The 16,037-nt window shown below is 61.6% G+C and carries 17 protein-coding genes; 6 read left to right on the plus strand and 11 right to left on the minus strand.

Translation table 11 applies throughout. The features are described from left to right. Positions 1–15: 15 nt before the first annotated feature. Positions 16–1,008 (minus strand): GlxA family transcriptional regulator, encoded by a 993-nt coding sequence (locus QDY28_RS07390; RefSeq protein WP_331381046.1) that lies wholly within the window; start codon positions 1,006–1,008, stop codon positions 16–18. Continuing rightward, positions 1,005–1,571: an isochorismatase family protein gene (locus tag QDY28_RS07395; protein WP_331381047.1), complete on the minus strand. Its 567-nt coding sequence runs from the start codon at positions 1,569–1,571 to the stop codon at positions 1,005–1,007. Before QDY28_RS07395 ends, QDY28_RS07390 begins: the two co-directional genes overlap by 4 nt. 315 nt (positions 1,572–1,886) lie before the next feature. Here QDY28_RS07395 and QDY28_RS07400 point away from each other — a divergent pair, with 315 nt between their 5' ends. Next, the gene (locus tag QDY28_RS07400; RefSeq protein ID WP_331381048.1) at positions 1,887–2,873 is read left to right on the plus strand and encodes a Gfo/Idh/MocA family protein; all 987 of its coding nucleotides are present in this window, start codon (positions 1,887–1,889) and stop codon (positions 2,871–2,873) included. A gap of 9 nt (positions 2,874–2,882) precedes the next feature. Here the strand turns inward: QDY28_RS07400 and QDY28_RS07405 are convergent, their stop codons facing one another. After that, positions 2,883–3,269: a GtrA family protein gene (locus tag QDY28_RS07405; protein ID WP_331381049.1), complete on the minus strand. Its 387-nt coding sequence runs from the start codon at positions 3,267–3,269 to the stop codon at positions 2,883–2,885. Next, positions 3,266–4,279: a glycosyltransferase gene (locus tag QDY28_RS07410; RefSeq protein WP_331381273.1), complete on the minus strand. Its 1,014-nt coding sequence runs from the start codon at positions 4,277–4,279 to the stop codon at positions 3,266–3,268. The genes QDY28_RS07405 and QDY28_RS07410 overlap by 4 nt, the downstream gene beginning before the upstream one ends. Positions 4,280–4,521: 242 nt before the next feature. Between QDY28_RS07410 and QDY28_RS07415 the strand changes: the two genes are divergently transcribed. Continuing rightward, a complete protein-coding gene (locus QDY28_RS07415; RefSeq protein ID WP_331381274.1) occupies positions 4,522–6,357 on the plus strand; it encodes a hypothetical protein in 1,836 nt (611 codons plus the stop codon). Between the two features lie 2 nt (positions 6,358–6,359). Then, positions 6,360–6,944 (plus strand): RES domain-containing protein, encoded by a 585-nt coding sequence (locus tag QDY28_RS07420; RefSeq protein WP_331381050.1) that lies wholly within the window; start codon positions 6,360–6,362, stop codon positions 6,942–6,944. A gap of 50 nt (positions 6,945–6,994) precedes the next feature. On the opposite strand, the gene QDY28_RS07425 is transcribed toward QDY28_RS07420, so the two are convergent. Further along, positions 6,995–7,222 carry a homogentisate export protein gene (locus QDY28_RS07425; RefSeq protein ID WP_331381051.1) on the minus strand — a complete coding sequence of 76 codons (228 nt, stop codon included), beginning with the start codon at positions 7,220–7,222 and terminating at the stop codon, positions 6,995–6,997. A gap of 233 nt (positions 7,223–7,455) precedes the next feature. Here QDY28_RS07425 and xseA point away from each other — a divergent pair, with 233 nt between their 5' ends. The 3 genes from xseA (at position 7,456) to QDY28_RS07440 (ending at position 10,871) form a co-directional block, all read left to right on the plus strand. Then, on the plus strand, positions 7,456–9,072 hold the full coding sequence (gene xseA / locus QDY28_RS07430) for an exodeoxyribonuclease VII large subunit (protein ID WP_331381052.1): 1,617 nt from the start codon (positions 7,456–7,458) through the stop codon (positions 9,070–9,072). Continuing rightward, positions 9,072–9,668 carry an NAD(P)H-dependent oxidoreductase gene (locus tag QDY28_RS07435; protein ID WP_331381053.1) on the plus strand — a complete coding sequence of 199 codons (597 nt, stop codon included), beginning with the start codon at positions 9,072–9,074 and terminating at the stop codon, positions 9,666–9,668. Before xseA ends, QDY28_RS07435 begins: the two co-directional genes overlap by 1 nt. Before the next feature lie 93 nt (positions 9,669–9,761). Beyond that, positions 9,762–10,871: an endonuclease/exonuclease/phosphatase family protein gene (locus tag QDY28_RS07440; protein WP_331381054.1), complete on the plus strand. Its 1,110-nt coding sequence runs from the start codon at positions 9,762–9,764 to the stop codon at positions 10,869–10,871. Positions 10,872–10,909: 38 nt separating this feature from the next. Here the strand turns inward: QDY28_RS07440 and QDY28_RS07445 are convergent, their stop codons facing one another. The 6 genes from QDY28_RS07445 to QDY28_RS07470 all read right to left on the minus strand — a co-directional run bounded on the left by QDY28_RS07445 (position 10,910) and on the right by QDY28_RS07470 (position 15,833). Further along, positions 10,910–12,163: an aminopeptidase gene (locus QDY28_RS07445; protein WP_331381055.1), complete on the minus strand. Its 1,254-nt coding sequence runs from the start codon at positions 12,161–12,163 to the stop codon at positions 10,910–10,912. Between the two features lie 92 nt (positions 12,164–12,255). Continuing rightward, complete coding sequence (gene ybaK, locus QDY28_RS07450) at positions 12,256–12,729, minus strand: Cys-tRNA(Pro) deacylase (protein WP_331381056.1); 474 nt, start codon at positions 12,727–12,729, stop codon at positions 12,256–12,258. A 24-nt stretch (positions 12,730–12,753) separates the two neighbouring features. After that, complete coding sequence (locus QDY28_RS07455) at positions 12,754–12,942, minus strand: toxin-antitoxin system HicB family antitoxin (RefSeq protein WP_331381057.1); 189 nt, start codon at positions 12,940–12,942, stop codon at positions 12,754–12,756. Between the two features lie 58 nt (positions 12,943–13,000). Beyond that, positions 13,001–13,351, minus strand: coding sequence for an ArsC family reductase (locus tag QDY28_RS07460; protein WP_331381058.1), 351 nt, complete (start codon positions 13,349–13,351; stop codon positions 13,001–13,003). A gap of 99 nt (positions 13,352–13,450) precedes the next feature. Beyond that, complete coding sequence (locus QDY28_RS07465; protein WP_331381059.1) at positions 13,451–14,512, minus strand: M14 family zinc carboxypeptidase; 1,062 nt, start codon at positions 14,510–14,512, stop codon at positions 13,451–13,453. A 139-nt stretch (positions 14,513–14,651) separates the two neighbouring features. After that, positions 14,652–15,833, minus strand: a complete 1,182-nt coding sequence (locus QDY28_RS07470; RefSeq protein ID WP_331381060.1) for an MFS transporter — start codon at positions 15,831–15,833, stop codon at positions 14,652–14,654. Positions 15,834–16,037: the final 204 nt, after the last annotated feature.

The raw sequence follows: 16,037 nt of genomic DNA on the forward strand, positions 1-16,037 counted from the left end.
CCACTAACGATTATTTTATTCGGCCGCCGATCGCCGGTAGTGGCTGGGCGGCAGCTCATTATATTTCGACCAGACGCGCCGCATATGCCGCGGCGAGGCGAAACCGGATTTTTCCGCCACGCGCTCCATGTCCAGCCGCGAATTGGCAAGCACATCGCGGGCGAGCGTTACGCGCATCAGATTGACATAGGCCGTCATCGATAGCCCGGCATGCTCCTGAAAAAGTCGGGAGATGTGCCGCGCGCTCATCGCGCCGATGCCGGCAAGCTCCGCGAGGGACCAGCCATGCGCAGGGTCGGCCATGATCGCGTCTTGCACGCGATGGATGGCGGGATGCACATGATTGCGGCCGCTGAGCCAGGGCGAAAGCTGCGGGTCGGCACCCGTGCGGCGCATGTAGACGACCATATGGCGGGCGATCGTCAGCGCCGTCACGGGAGAAGTGAGGTTGGAGACGATGTGCAGCATCAGGTCCGTGCCAGTGGAAATGCCGGCGCTGGAATAGCGTTCGCGATCCTCGACATAGAGCCGGTTGTCGAGAACCCGCGCGGTGGGGGCATGGTGCTGGACTTCTTCGATGCAGGCCGCGTGCGTCGTGCAGGCATAGCCTTCGAGCAGGCCGGCGCGGGCAGCGAGCACCGCGCCGGAGCAGATGGTGATGAGGGTGACGCCCGGACGGATCGCCGTCCTCAGCCAGGCGGCGAGCAGCCCGTTCTCCTCCTCGATATCGCTAGCATCGGGCGGCGGCGTGACGCTGCCGGAGACGACGACCAGGGCGCCATCGGAAATGCGATCAGGCAGCGGCAGGAGATCGGCAACCGTCAGACCAATCGAGGTCGTCTGTGTCGGCCGGGCGGCAATGAAACGGTAGTCGAACAGGATATCCTCCTGTTCGATGTTGGCGCGGCGCAGAACCTCCACCGGCCCGGCGACATCCATCAGCAGCGTATAGGGCGGCAGCAGGACATAGACGGGAATGACGCGAAGATGTCCTTCGCTCTGGTTCATGCAGCGCTCCTTAGCGCTACTCCGGCAAGCGCTTCTTCCACGGTGGCGATGCGGGCGAAACGGCCTGACAGCACCAGCTCGGTACGCTTCTTGATATCCTCGGAGCTAAACACTGTGCCGGACGCATGCGTCATCGGGAAGGTCAGCGTCGCCTCAGTGACGTAATCGACATCGTAGCCGAGATCGGAGGCATGGCGCGTCGTGGTTTCGCAGCATTGCTCGGTGCGGATGCCGGAAACGATCAGCTTGCGGATGCCGTTTTCCACCAGCCAGACGTCGAGACCCGAACCCACGAGAGCGGAATGGCGCGATTTGTGAAAGATGGCATCAGCCTCCAGCGTGATCTCCTCGAGCTTGCGGACATATCCGCTCGCCAGACTGAAATGCTCGTCGCCGTCGACATGAAAGATCTGGACCACCGGAATGCCACGGGCCTTCGCGCCGTCGATCAGAATCTGCAGGCGGTCGACGAAAACGGGCAGGTCGTCCGCTTGCCAGTAAGGGCGGTGACGAAAGGATTCCTGAACATCGATAACCAGCAAAGCAGTATCGCTATGGGACATTTTCGTATCTCCTGTGCTTAAAGGATAGCCGAAGCTAGATCCGGATGAATAGACGCTAAAGCCATATGCCGGACAAAATGAGGACAAATCCGGCCATCGAGCTGCTCGCATAACGACCAGTTTTTGGCTCGATGCTACTGGGCGGCATTGCGCCTTGGATAAGCGCCGCATAAAGTTGGCTTCGATTTCGTCGCGAGCGAAATGAACTACCGTTTCGCTCCACCCACCAATTTCATAAGGTCCTGTCCGAAAGCCGCTCCGCGCCTGCCGCCCTGCGGTCACTTGCTTCGGGATCGTGCTCCAGGAGGAAAAATCATGCTGCGTTTCGGAATTTTATCCACAGCCAAGATCGGCCGCGAGCTTGTCGTACCCGCTATCCAGGATGCGGAAAATTGCGTAGTGACGGCGATCGCCAGCCGCGATCTTGCACGCGCCCGCCAAATGGCCGATCGCTTCTCCCTGCCGCATGCTTTCGGCTCATACGAAGAAATGCTCGCCTCCGACACGATCGATGCCGTCTATATTCCGCTGCCGACCTCGCAGCATGTCGAATGGACGATCAAGGCGGCCGATGCCGGCAAGCATGTGCTCTGCGAAAAGCCGATTGCCCTGAAGGCCGATGAGATCGACAGCCTGATTGCTGCCCGCGACCGCAACAAGGTGCTGGTGACGGAAGCCTATATGGTCACCTACGCGCCGGTGTGGCAGAAGGTGCGCTCGCTGCTGGCAGCCGGCGCCATCGGCCGCTTGCGCCATATTCAAGGCGCCTTCACCTATTTCAACCGCGATGCCGGCAATATGCGCAACATCCCTGAACTCGGCGGCGGCGGCCTGCCCGATATCGGTGTCTATCCGACGATCAGCACCCGCTTCGTCACCGGCCGCGAACCCCTGCGCATCCAGGCAGTCACCGAGCGCGACCCGGAATTCGGCACGGACATCTATTCTAGCGTCAAGGCCGACTTCGGCGATTTCGAACTGACCTTTTATATCGCAACGCAGATGGCCAACCGCCAAGTCATGGTTTTCCACGGCACGGACGGTTTCATCGAGGTGAAGTCCCCGTTCAATGCGGATCGCTATGGCGCCGAAGAGCTGGAGCTGAGCAATCGCGGCCACTCGGAATCGCAAATCTTCCGTTTCCCCGACAGCCGTCAGTACAAGCGCGAGGCGGAAGCTTTTGCCGCGGCGGCGTTGGGCAAGGGTGGGGAAGTCGTGACGCTCGAAAGCTCGAAGCTCAACCAGAAGGTCATCGACGCCATCTATCGCGCCAGCGAGAAGGACGGCTGGGAACCGGTCTAGTGCGGTTCCTCACGGATTTTGCCTGTGGCGGAAGACGAAACGCGAATAGCCGAAGAAGCTGAATGCAGTTGCCGCCGCTGATGCCAGAATCAGCGCTATGATCGGCTGAAGCGCCGGCGCGGAGACGAGTAGCGAGCTGAATAGAGCATAGTTCAGCAATGCCGACGTCAGGCCGACCGAACCATAGCGAAAGCCTTCGACCGCCAGCGAGCGGTTGGAGCGGCCGAAGGTGAAGTTGCGGTTGAGGAACCACGTGGCGAGCAGTGCGCTCGGTATGGAGAGGGCCCGGCCGACGAATGGACCGAAGGGCGTGAACCAAAGCAGCAGATGCAACACGCCCGCATCGACAACGAAGCCAATGCCGCCGGCGATCAGGAAGCGCAGAAGCTTCTTCATGCAGCCTTGGCCCTTTTTCTCCGGCTCGCCGGCTTTTCCTGTTCGGCCATATAGATCGTTCGCTCATCGCCAATCTGCCGGGATGCCGGTTTGGCGAGGCTCATATAGTGGATGCGAAGCTGTTCGGCGCGGGCTCGGGCGACGGAATCGAGGATCAGTCCGGCCGTGAACAGCATGAAGGAAATCATCATCAAGGCCATGGACAGCACCCAGGTGGGCATGCGCGCGACCAAGCCGGTTTCGAAATATTCGACGAAGACGGGGATCATGAAGCCGATGCTCGCTTCCATGGAAATCGCGCCCAAAATGCCGAAGAAGGCGAAGGGCCGCGTTTCCTTCATCAGCATCGCGAACATCCAGAGGATCTTCCAGCCATCGCGGAAAGTCGAAAGCTTGGAGTGCGAACCCTCCGGCCGCCGGCCGTAATCGAGTTCCAACTCGCTGACGGGCAGCGTCAGCCGCGAGGCATGCACCGACATTTCCGTCTCGATCTCGAAACCGCCGGATACGGCCGGAAAGCTCTTGACGAAGCGCCGGGAGAAAGCGCGGTAGCCGGAAAAGATATCGCTGAAGTCGGTGCCGAAGATCGTTCGATAAAGCCAGTTGAAGATCCGGTTGCCGAAGGCGTGGCCCTGCCGGCCGGCATCGTCATGCACGCCCCGGCGCGTGCCCACCACCATATCGGAACCTTCGGTCAGAAGCGTGCGGATCAGTTCCTCCGCATCCTCAGGCGCATAGGTGCCGTCGCCGTCGGCCATGATGTAGATGTCAGCGTCGATATCGGCAAACATGCGGCGCACCACATGTCCCTTGCCCTGGCGGCGCTCGCGAACGACGGTCGCGCCCGCAAGCATGGCATGCAGCGCCGTCCCGTCTGTGGAGTTGTTGTCGTAGACGTAGATACCTGCCTTCGGCAGCGCCTCGCGAAAGCCGCGTACGACTTGGCCGATCGTCGCGGCCTCGTTGTAGCAGGGCAGGAGAACGGCAATGTTCAGGTTCTCACTCCACATGGTTTCTGGCCAATTCTTACGCATGACGTTCACTTGAGGCCTCGACGGATAATTCGAATGAGAACTTATCCCGCTGCGCGTTAATAAGACCCTATGGCTGCGGGTGAAAAATGGCGGGTTGTGATCGCTGCGGGAACATTATCGTGATATCGGCTGCGGCATGGTCCCGCTTTACGTTTTCTTGATCGGCGCCCTTTAGCGTGACGGCCTTGCATGTCCTTCAAACACGGGGTTTCATCGAGATGGTGCAGGCGGTCGGAATATCGCGCGGATCGGTATTGGCGGTCACGCAGACGGCGTCTTCGCGCTGGTCGCGGCTGACGCTCGTCTCACTGATCTACAGCGTCATCATCATCGCCGCCCTGCTGATCCTCAATCGTCACGCCACGGATTATGTCGGGCCCGACAATGACGACATGATGCGCCTGGTCGAAGTGCGCGATTTCCTGGGAGGTCAGGGCTGGTTCGACACGGTGCAATATCGCCTCGGCCTCGATGGCGGCACGCTGATGCACTGGTCGCGCTTCATCGATTTGCCGATCGCCGGCCTGATTGCCTTCTTTCGGCTGTTTCTTGCGCCGGAAGGCGCGGAGGCCGCAGCGCTCACGGTTTGGCCGCTCCTGCTCGTGCTACCACTGATGTTCTTCATGGGCCTCGCCGGACGCCGCATTGCCGGCACAGAAGGCATGCATTTCTCGCTCGGCCTGACGGGGCTCTTCATTCTGGTGTCGAGCCGTTTCAAGCCGGGTTCCATCGATCATGACAATGTCCAGCTCGGGCTTGCCGCGCTCACCGTCGCCATGCTGGCCGACGAGAGCTACAGGCCGCGGAATTTCGTCATTGCGGCCATTGCCCTTGCCATTGCCCTTGGCATCGGAGCGGAAACGACGCCGTTCGTCGCGGTCGCCTGCATGGCGGTCGCCGGGCTCTGGGCCTGGGACGGGGAGATTTTCGCGCCTGCCGCCCGCGCCTTCGCCTTGACGCTGACGATCGCCGTCAGCGCCGCATTCTTCGCGCTGGTGCCGCCGCATCTCTATTCCGCCGTCACCTGCGACAATCTCTCGCTGGGCTTTTACAGCATCACCAGCATCGGCGGCGCGGGCCTGTTATTGTCGGCGCTGTTCGCCAGCCGTCTGCCGCGCCCCTGGCGTCTGGCGGTGCTGGTGGCCAATGGCGCCGTCGTCTTCGCCACCACACTGGCGATCGCGCCGCAATGCCTGCGCAATCCGCTTGCCGATCTCGATCCGTTGCTGGTGCAATTGTGGTTGAACAGCGTCAGCGAGGCGCAGTCGATCCTGGCCTTGTCCCACTATCAGCCGGAAACGCTCGGCGCCTTCTATGCCACCGGCTTCATGGCGATCGTCATCTGCATCTTCCGCATGATGCGCGGCGAGCGCGCCCGGCTGCATTTCGTTCTTCTGGCTTTGGTGGCCGTCAATTGGATCATTGCGCTCGTGCAGGTTCGCGGCGCCGAATTTTCCAATCTGCTCGCCATACCGCCGCTCGCGCTGCTGCTGGCCGAACTTCGCCGCATCTCCGCCGCTGATACGGAAGATATGGGCGCCGCCTTCTTCTATGTTTCCGCCACGCTGCTCTCCGTGCCCGCCGTCTGGGCTGTCGGCGGCGCGCTTGCCAATAACGGCATCGCAAACAGCTTCTCCGCTCCGGTCGCCAAGGCGGAAGAAACGGGGCAATGCATCTCAAAAGACGCGTTGGCGCCGCTTGCCGGTCTCGAACCAGGCGTCGTTTCCGCACCGTCCAACATGGGTTCGCCCATCCTGCGCTTCACGCAGCATCGCGTGCTCTCCGGTCCCTATCACCGCGATCAGGGTGGCATGCTGACCGAGTTGCACATCGGCCTTGCGGAGCCGAAGGAGGCGGAAGCCTTCCTGCGCGGCGCTCATGTAACGTTGCTTGCCTTTTGCCCCAGCGACCCGCAGGTGGAAGAAGTTTCGAAGCTGAAACCGGATGGGCTCTATGCGCAACTCGGCCAGGGCCATGTGCCCGCCTATCTTCAGCCGATCCCGGTTGCCGCGAAGTCGGACGTGCAGTTCTTCCGGTTCACACCGGGGGATTGAGCGTGCCGATATCTGACGAACGGACTTTTATGGAAGAACAGCCGCCAGCAAGTGAATCGTCGAGCCTCTTTCGCAAGGTGAGTGGGCGCTTCTTTCGTTCCATACTTGTCGAACGTATCGATCACGTCCTCGATCCTCCGCATGAGACGAGCGCCGGGCGCTATCACCGGCTCGGTCAGCCTGCCCTTTATATGAGTGCTTCGCCGGAGTGGGCGATCATGGCGATTTCAGGTTATATGCGCGAAGACGGACGGCGACGTGTTGTCGTGCCGCTGTTGGTCAGCAAGGCATTTGTGCTCGATCAACATGATGAGCAGGCCTGTGAACGGCTCGGCATTGATCGGGATGCCTCCAATCTACCCTGGCGCCCCGCTTTGGCCGCCGGCGAGGAACCGCCCTCCTGGCGCACGGCCGACGCCGCCAGAGCAGCCGGCGCCGACGGCATCATCGATCGATCAAGATTGATCTCCGGTGGTTGGCATCTCAATCTGTTTCGTTGGAACGCGCTCGGCGGCCCGTCCGTCGAGGTGAGCGGTGATCCGGTTGAGATTACATTGTCGGAAAATGGCCCGAAGTGGGGTCTATAGCCAGAGCTCGTAACTCAGCTCTTGGTCTGGTCGGTGCCACCGCGCCGTGATCAGGCCCTGCGCCGCTCCAGGGCGTCGAGCGTGACGAGATAACCGATGAAGCCGAGGTTATAGCCGCCGAGCGCAACGAACAAGGTCATCAGAGGCGGGGGAACCGCTGAGGCGGCAACCGCTGCCATGAAGGCAATGCTGATCAGGGCTGCACCCAGGATCGAGCCGATCGCCGAACGCTGCAGGCCGGCCGCAATTCCGATGATCATGGCGGTTACGAATATCATCGCTCCACCTCCTCTTTACCAAAAACAAGTTTGCACAGAATTGCATGCGGATGGCTAAGAAAGGCTTTGTAGACAGGGTTAACGCATGATGAAGCCTATTGTGCCGTGCGTCCCATCGGCCGCCGAAGCAACGCCGTAGCACCTTAAATCTGCGCATAATCTCTTCCCAAAATCGATTCCGACTTAAGGATTATGCGGCTCCGCATTTGCGGCGACTTCGGATAAAAGACGGTATGAGCAGCTTCTTTGAGAATGATTCGCCGACGAATCTCGCGGAATACTCTGTCTCGGAATTATCCGGATCGATTAGGCGTACCGTCGAGAGCGCCTTCGATCAGGTGCGCGTGCGCGGAGAAATTTCCGGCTATCGCGGACCGCACTCCTCCGGCCACGCCTATTTTTCGCTGAAGGACGACCGAGCCCGCATCGACGCAGTGATCTGGAAAGCTACATTTTCCAGACTGAGATTCCGCCCCGAAGAAGGAATGGAAGTCATCGCAACCGGCAAGGTGACAACCTTCCCGGGCTCCTCGAAATACCAGATCGTCATCGAGACGCTTGAGCCGGCGGGTGCCGGTGCGCTGATAGCCCTGTTGGAGGAGCGCAAGCGCAAGCTCGGCGCCGAGGGTCTGTTCGATGCCGACCGAAAGCGTCGGCTTCCTTTCATGCCGAAGGTCATCGGTGTCGTCACCTCGCCGACGGGCGCGGTCATCCGCGATATTCTGCATCGCATCTCCGATCGTTTCCCCGTGCACGTGCTGGTGTGGCCGGTGAAGGTGCAAGGGGACGGTTCAGGCGATGAGGTGGCGAATGCCATCCGCGGCTTCAACGAGTTCGCGCCCGGGGGCGCCGTTCCCCGTCCCGATGTGCTGATCGTCGCCCGCGGCGGCGGCAGCCTGGAGGATCTCTGGAGCTTCAACGACGAAGCCGTGGTCCGCGCCGCCGCGGCGAGCGAGATCCCATTGATCTCTGCCGTTGGTCACGAGACCGATTGGACCCTGATCGACTATGCCGCCGACATCCGCGCCCCGACGCCGACCGGAGCCGCGGAAATGGCCGTACCGGTCAAGGCTGAACTCGAGGCGCAGCTCGCAAGCCTTGCCGCTCGCCTGCATGGCGGTATCGGCCGGCAAATGGATCACCGCCGGCAGGCGGTACGTTCGCTCATTCGGGCGCTGCCCTCGCTCGACCAGCTTCTCGCCCTGCCGCGCCGCCGTTTCGATGAGGCCGCCGCCGGCCTCGGCCGTGGGCTGGAACTGAACACGCTCAACAAGCGCCGCTCTTTCGAGCGCACCGCCTCGCATCTGCGGCCCGACGTGTTGTCGAACCGCATCGCCGAGCGCCGGCAGATGCTGGGCGAGAGGATGAGCCGCGCCGAACGCACGGTCGAGCGGATGATCGATCGCGCCCGCGCCCGGATCGGCCGCGCCGATGCCGTTTTCGCCACGCTGCCCTCGCGGCTGGCGGCGCAGACCGGTCGTGCCCGCGATCATCTCGCCAATCTCTCCCGCCATGCCGACACGGCGATACGTCATCAGCTCGTGCGGGCGCGTGGTGAATTGGTGGCCCAGGAGCGGATCCTGCAATCGCTCTCCTATAAAAACGTGTTGAAGCGCGGCTATGCCGTCGTGCGTGACGAGGCCGACCGGCCTGTCTCGCTGGCCGCAGCCCTCGCCACGGGTGCGGCGATCTCGATCGAATTCGCCGATGGCCGCGTCGGTGCCGTTACCGGCGACAGCCCCGCCGCTCCCTCGCCGATAGTGCCGCCGGCGGAGACGCCGCCGCAGAAGACGCGGACCGCGAAGCCGGCTGATGCCGCCGACCCGCCGAAGCAGGGAAGCCTGTTCTGATGCGTATCCTCCTCGTGCTTGCCCATCCGCTGGAGGATAGCTTTGCCGCTGCGGTGGCGAAAACGGCGGAAGAGGCGCTTGTCGCCGGCGGGCATGAGGTGGATTTGCTCGATCTCTATCGCGAGGACTTTGACCCGCGGCTGACCGAAGCCGAGCGGCGCGCTTACGTCGATCAGCCCTATGATGTCAGCGCCGTCGAGACTATCGTCGCGCGGCTGCGGGCGGCGGACGGGCTGATGCTGGTCTTTCCGCAATGGTGGTTCAATTTTCCGGCTATCCTCAAGGGCTTCTTCGATCGGGTTTTCGCTCCGGGCGTCGCTTTCCACCACGATCCCGCCGGCGGCCGTATCGTGCCGCAGTTAAGCAATATCCGCCTGTTCTGGGCGCTGACGACGACCGGTTCTCCCTGGTGGGTCGTGCATCTCTATATGGGCAATCCGGTGCGCCGGCTCCTGAAACGTGGTATCGCCGCTTTCTGCGCAAGGCGGCTCGATTTCCGTATGCTGACCCTGCACGATATGGATCGCATTGGCGAAGCCAAGCGTCGTGCTCACCTTTCTCGCGTCAGGAATGCCCTGGCCGCGCTTTCGCTTTGATCTAGTTAATCCCCACACCATCAATTCGGCTGATATGCGGTTTTGGCGGCGGTATGTTATTCTAACGCCATGTTTTTTTAGGAGGACCAGACGATGAGATTGGCCTCTTACAATGTCGAAAACCTCTTCGATCGCGCCAAGGCGATGAATCTCGATAGCTGGGAGGAAGGCCGCCCGATCCTGGAGAAGTTCGCCGCGCTTGAAGGCTTGCTCGGTCAGGCGAGCTACAGCGACGCCGATCGGCGAAGGATCATGGAACTGATCGTCGCGCTTGGCCTGGAGAGAAGCGACACCGGCCCCTTCGTACTTCTGCGACGCAATCGCGGTGCGCTGTTGACCCGGCCGAAAACTGGCGGCGTCGTGGTCATTGCCGAGGGCCGGGCCGATTGGGTTGGTTCGCTGGAATTGCGTGAGGAGCCGGTGGATGAAGAGGCGATGCGCAACACGGCCCGGGTCATGAGCGATGTCAATGCCGATGTGCTGGGCGTTATCGAAGTCGAAGGCCGGCCGGCGCTGGCCTCTTTCAATTCATTGATCGTGCCGTCGGTCGGCGGCGATCCTTTTACGCATGTCATGGTGATCGACGGCAATGACGAGCGCGGTATCGATGTCGGTCTTATGACGCGGAAAGAATTCCCGATCGGTTTCATGCGCAGCCATGTCGATGATCGTTTGCCGGACGGTTCGCTGATCTTCCCACGGGATTGCGCCGAATATCGCGTGACGACGCCCGCCGGCGCGACGCTGGTCGTTCTGGTCAATCACTTCAAGAGCAAAGGCTATGGCGGCGTGCAAGCTTCCGACGCCCGCCGCAGGACTCAGGCGAAGCGGGCGCGGGAAATCTACGAGGCCTTGCTGATGGAAGGTGTCGACTACATTGCGTTGATCGGCGACCTCAACGACTTTCCCGACAGCCAGCCGCTGAAGCCACTGACCACCAGCACCCTGAAGGATGCCTTTACCCATCCCGACTTCGATGATGGCGGTTATCCCGGCACCTACGGCCTCTGCAACACCACCGGCAAAATCGACTATCTTTTCCTATCGCCGACGCTCTTCGACAAAGTGCAAGGGGGCGGTGTTTTCCGCAGGGGTCTATGGCCGGGTTCGCGCCCGAAGCGCTGGGAGGTCTATCCGGAGCTCACGGCGGAGAAGCAGGGCGCATCGGACCATGCCGCCGTGTGGGTGGACCTGGATATTTGAAAATACCCTCGCTCTATCGAAGCGAAGCTATTGATGGCTTACGCCCACTCGCCCCCGCGCATGACCGGCACGCGTGAGCCGTCGAGCTTGATGCCGTCGATATCCACCTTGTCGGAGCCGATCATCCAGTCGATGTGAATGAGGCTCGAATTGCCGCCCTGGGCCTTGATCTGTTCCTGGCTCAACGTCGCGCCGTCGATGAAGCATTTGGAATAGCATTGGCCGAGCGCGATGTGGCAGGACGCATTTTCGTCAAACAGCGTGTTGTAGAACAGGATGCCGCTGGCCGAGATCGGAGAGGAATGCGGCACCAATGCCACTTCGCCGAGGCGCCGCGCGCCTTCGTCGGTATCCAGCACCTTGTTCAGCACTTCTTCGCCGCGCGTCGCCTTCGCCTCGACGATGCGGCCGCCTTCGAAGCGAACCCGGATATTGTCGATCAGTGTGCCCTGATGCGAGAGCGGCTTGGTCGAGGAGACGTGACCTTCGACACGCAGCGCATGCGGCGTGGTGAACACCTCTTCGGTTGGGATGTTCGGGTTGCAGGTGACGCCGTTCTTGGCGACCGAGGCGCCGCCGTGCCATTCGTGGCCGTCGGCGAGGCCGATCTTCACGTCGGTACCCGGACCCTGGAAGTGCAGGGCGGCGAAGCGCTGCCCGTTCATCCAGGCCGAACGCTTGTGCAGGTTGGCATTGTGCTCGGCCCAGGCGCCGATCGGATCCGGCACGTCGACGCGCGAGGCGGCGAAGATCGCCTTGGCGAGCTTGGCGACGGCAATCGCTTCCGGGTCGTCTGGGAAAACCAGCTTCGCCCAGGAGGGGTTGGGATAGGAGACGATGTTCCAATTGATGTCGAAATTGGAGATCTTCTCCAGCGCTGGCTTGTAAGCGGCAGAGTTGGCGCGGTTGGCGCGCGCCACCTTGGCCGGGTCCTGGCCGGAGAGCAGCATCGGATTGTCGCCGGAAATGGCGAGCCGCGCGGCATTATTGGCATAGGCCTTGGCCATGCCTTCATAGAGCCAGTTCGAAGCGCGGTCGAAGCTGCCGTCATGACCGTATTCGTAGCGGGCAAGCGTGGTTTCCTCGTCGGAATAGAAAGTGGTGACGAGACCGGCGCCGGCTTTATACGCCTCGCGGGTGATCAGCCGCACCAGCGGCATCGCCACGACCGGCGCGGTAATGACCAGATCCTGGCTCGTCTGCAGTTGCAGCCCGACCTTCACGGCCACTTCGGCAAGCTTTTCCAGCTTGGCGGGATCGACGGGATGATGGTTGGGCGAGTCGAACGTCATGGCAAAACCTGCGTGCTGAGGATCGGAACAACGGTCCCAGACTTAGACTTGTTTGCGCCGGAAATGAAGGCTGTTTTGTTTTTTTGCCACCATCAAGCGATCAGCGGCGCGGCCTTCGCCTTCAAAATCGTCAGCGCGTCCTGTGGGTTAAGGCGCACCTGCAGGCCGCGCTGACCGCCGTTGATATAGACGTATGCCTCCGTTATCGCCTGCACCTCGATCGCCGTCGGCACGGTCTTTTTCTGGCCGAAAGGACTGATTCCGCCGACATGATAACCCGTCAGCCGCTCGGCATCGGCGGGCTTCATCATGGCCGCCGATTTGCCGCCGAATGCGCCGGCGAGCTTTTTCATGCTGACCTCACGATCTGACGGAACGACCACGCAGACCGGCTTGCCATCCACCTCTGCCATCAGCGTCTTTAGCACCCGATGGGGCTCCTCGCCCAGAGCCTCCGCCGCCTGCATGCCGACACGCTCGGCATTCGGATCGTAGTCATAAGTATGGACCGTGAAGGCAACCTTGGCCTCAGTCAGCATCTGCGTGGCGCGGGTGGTTTTGGACATGAAGATACCGATGTGTCTGACGGCTCAATCTGAACCAAATTCTGAATGAACGCGGTCGAGCTTTTCTAAAATCTCCAATCCTCGAGCCCGGTCGCCGCTCGCAACTCTTAGGCGAAACCGCGTTTCAGCATTGAACTCAGTCAGCGCTTTTGTTGAAAGTTCTTCGAAAAGCTTGTTGAGGCTCGTGCCGCGGGCGACGGCGAGAGCTTTCAAACACTCATGCTGATCGTTCGGAAGACGGATTGTCAGCTTTTCCTATTTCAAGGTCCCCTTAGCGGTTGAACGCGCCCGCATAGATCTCCGGCTTGAAGCCGATCAGCAATTTGCCGTCGGCTTCCAGTACCGGGCGCTTGATCATCGAGGGTTGGGCCAGCATCAGGGCAATGGCCTTGTCCTTGGTGAGATCGGCGCGGTCTTCTTCAGGAAGGGCTCTGAAGGTGGTGCCGGCGCGGTTCAGCACGGTTTCCCAGCCTGCCTGCGCGGTCCAGCGTTCCAGATGGTCGCGGTCGATGCCGATAGCCTTGTAATCGTGGAAATCATAGGCGATGCCATGGCCTTCCAGCCAGGTCCGCGCCTTCTTCATCGTGTCGCAATTCTTGATGCCGTAAATCTTGATCGTCATGCCGAATCCGTTCCTTGCTGTGCGCCATCGCATAACACGCAAGCGGCGATGAACGAAAGTCTGGGACGGCGCGAGGGTTCGGACCTGCGCTGAGCTGCCTCAGTCTTCCAGCGTTCCCGGCTTGCGGGCCGCAGCGCTCGGCCTGTCGCAGCCGATTTTCATCAGGTCGCCGCGGCGCCGCACGAGGCGATCGGAAGCCCGGGTGACGATGAGGCCGGCCTGCGGGGCGTGAACATCGATCGTTCCATTCGGCATGCCCGGCGCGGTAAGGATCGTCGCCAGCAGATCTCCTTCAACGACGCGCTCGCCGATATTGCGATGGAAGAGCACGGTACCGGCCTGCGGCGCGCGGATCATCTCGACATTGTCGAGCGGTACGGCGGGTCCGGTAAAGCTGGGCAGGCTCACGTCATCATCCCGCACCGCGCCACGGGCAGCGAGGAAACGCCAGAGCCCTTCGGCATCCCTCTTTGCCATCTCCGGATAGACATCGCGCGTGCCGCGCAATTCGACGGTGACAGACAGTTTTCCCGGCAGATGCACCTTCTTCTCGCCAGGCACGTCGTATTTCCAGGCGAAACTGACGGCTTCCTCGAAGGCAGAGCTTTCACCATCCGACAGCAGGACGGCGTCCATATTCAGAGCTGCCGCCAGATCGGCCGCCTCCGGCCAGAAGGCTTCGTCGATATAGGCATATTGCAGGGATTCGTCGTCGCAGTGCAGGTCGATCACCAGATCGGCCCCGAGCGCCATGTGGATGAGTTGCCGCTTCAGCCGATCCGCGGCTGGATAGCGCTCTAGATTTTCGATCAGCAGGTGACGGTCGCGCGCCGAAATCAGCGGAAAGTCGCGGTTGAAATTGGTGCGCGTGCCCAAATCGAAGCGGCCCTGCATCTCGCCGAAATGCGATTGCGCCGCGCCGATGGGATTGGCATGTGGCACCACGATGATGTCGCTCAGAACCGCGCCTTCGGTTTCCGCCTGCCGTAGTCGCTCGCAGAGGAAGTGGGCCAGCGCCGTGCCCGGCAGTTCGCCCGCATGCAGCGCCGCCTGGATATAAACTTTCGGCGCATCCGGCTTGCTGCCCGTAAAATGCAACACAGGCAATTGCCACGCGATCCCGGGCGTATCACCGTCGATAATGATTTGCGTGGCGTCCATGTGCTTTTCTCCTGCTTGCAATGCCCCGACGGCCGCAGCGCGCGCAATGGGAAGGCGGCGCGCGGATCGATCAGAACTTGTTTCACCGCCTGCCGAAAAACAAGGGCTGCCGCCGCAGCCTTGTCATTGCTCCCGTTTTTTACGAACCGCCGCTCCTGCGCAGGCTCATAATTAGGGCGAGGCTGAGCAGAACGGCGCCGGCACCGAGGACAAAGGGCGCTGTGTAGCCGAACTGATTGGCAAGCAGGCCGGCGATCGGACCGGTGCTTCCGAGCGCCAAATCCAGAAAAACCGAGTAGAGGCCGAGTGCAACGCCACGATTTTGCGGCGGAATTCGCGCCATCGCCTCATTGCCAAGCGCCGGAAAGATCGGTGCAAAGCCGGCCCCGGCGAGGGCTGCACCGATGATCGCAACGGCGGGTGAGGGAGCAAAGGCCAGCTCCATCAGCCCCAAGATCTCAAGGACCAGTGAGACGCGTGCCAGCGGCAAGCCGCCGAAGCGGGCGACGGCTTGCGCCAATCCGAGGCGGACGCCGATAAAGGCGAGACCAAAAGCGCTCAATGCCAGCGAAGCGCCGTCCCAATCGCGGCTATGGAAAAACAGGGCGACGAAGGCCATCACGACGCCGAAGCCGCTGGAGGCAAGCGCCAGCGCGACGCCGAACGGCGCAATACGGCTGAGGACCTGCCCGGTTCCGATGCCCTTCTCCTTGACGCCCGGCACGGCCGGCCGCGTCTGCGCCAGTATCAGGCCGGCAATCGCCAGCCCGATCGTTACCGCGCCGGTGGCGAAGAAGCCATATTGCCCTGCAAGCCACGCACCGAAGGGTGCGGCAAGCGCGATGCCGCCATAGGTGGCGATGCCGTTCCAGGAGATGATCCGCACGGTTTCGCCCGGTCCCATCAGGCCGATCGCCCAGGTGATCGCCGCCGTGCTGACCAGGCTCTCACCGACGCCAAGCGCCAATCGGCCGACAAGCAGAAGTTCCAGGCTCAGGGCCGGAGCGCCCGTCACCAGCGCCGATGCCAGCGTCAGTGCGCCGGAAAGTCCAAAGGCTAAGAAGCCGAGGAAAACCGAACGGCGCGGCCCGTAATGGTCGCACAGCCGGCCGACCTGCGCGCGGCTGATGATGGTTGCCACATATTGCGCGCTGATGGTTATGCCTGCCCAGACGACACCGAATCCGAGTCCGCTATCGACATAGGTCGGCAGCACGGCGAGTGGCAAGCCGATGGCGACATAGCCGAAGAAGGTCAGCGCAACGATGGAAAGGAGGGATAGTGTCGAGGAGGAGTGGATGGTTTGCGAGGCAGTGTTCACGAGATATCGCCTGCGGGCACCGGCGCGCGGTGTCCTTGCTGTTTGCAATACGGATCGGGGTTCGTACCGGATAGGAGTGGCTGCAACGGCCCAACGACCGCGCGAGGTCACGGTCAATTGGTATCAGGCGAGGAGAGGCGGGGTCAATGAAATTGCTGCTTTGCAGCAACAAATGATGACGCGTTCAAGCAATTGTGTTCGGCG

The organism is Rhizobium sp. BR 362, assembly GCF_036528765.1.
Classification (GTDB): domain Bacteria; phylum Pseudomonadota; class Alphaproteobacteria; order Rhizobiales; family Rhizobiaceae; genus Rhizobium.